The sequence below is a fragment of the Deinococcus alpinitundrae genome, from assembly GCF_009982895.1.
Taxonomy (GTDB): Bacteria; Deinococcota; Deinococci; order Deinococcales; family Deinococcaceae; genus Deinococcus; species Deinococcus alpinitundrae.
Window position 1 is genome coordinate 1 of sequence record NZ_WXZL01000203.1, and the last position, 279, is coordinate 279.

Annotated in this window: 1 protein-coding gene; it reads left to right on the forward strand. The window is 36.2% G+C overall.

Going from position 1 to position 279, the window contains the following annotated elements:
- The coding region (locus GUI70_RS25580) for a cation:proton antiporter domain-containing protein (protein ID WP_202630587.1) at positions 1-279 on the forward strand (279 nt) is incomplete at both ends.

The window sequence follows — 279 nt, forward strand, 5'->3', positions numbered from 1 at the left end:
TGTTCAGTTGTTTTTAATTGCATCAATTGGTGGCGCAGTGGTTGGTTTACTTATAGGTATGGCATTAGTAAGGTTCCGACTAACATTGATGCGTCGAGGATATGAAAACATTAATATGTTTACAATTATTCAATTGTTAACACCATTTGTTACGTATTTAATTGCTGAATTGTTTCACGCATCAGGAATCATTGCAGCAGTAGTTGCAGGACTTGTACATGGTTTCGAACGTGACAGAATTATGCAAGTACGTACACAACTGCAAATGAGTTACAATCA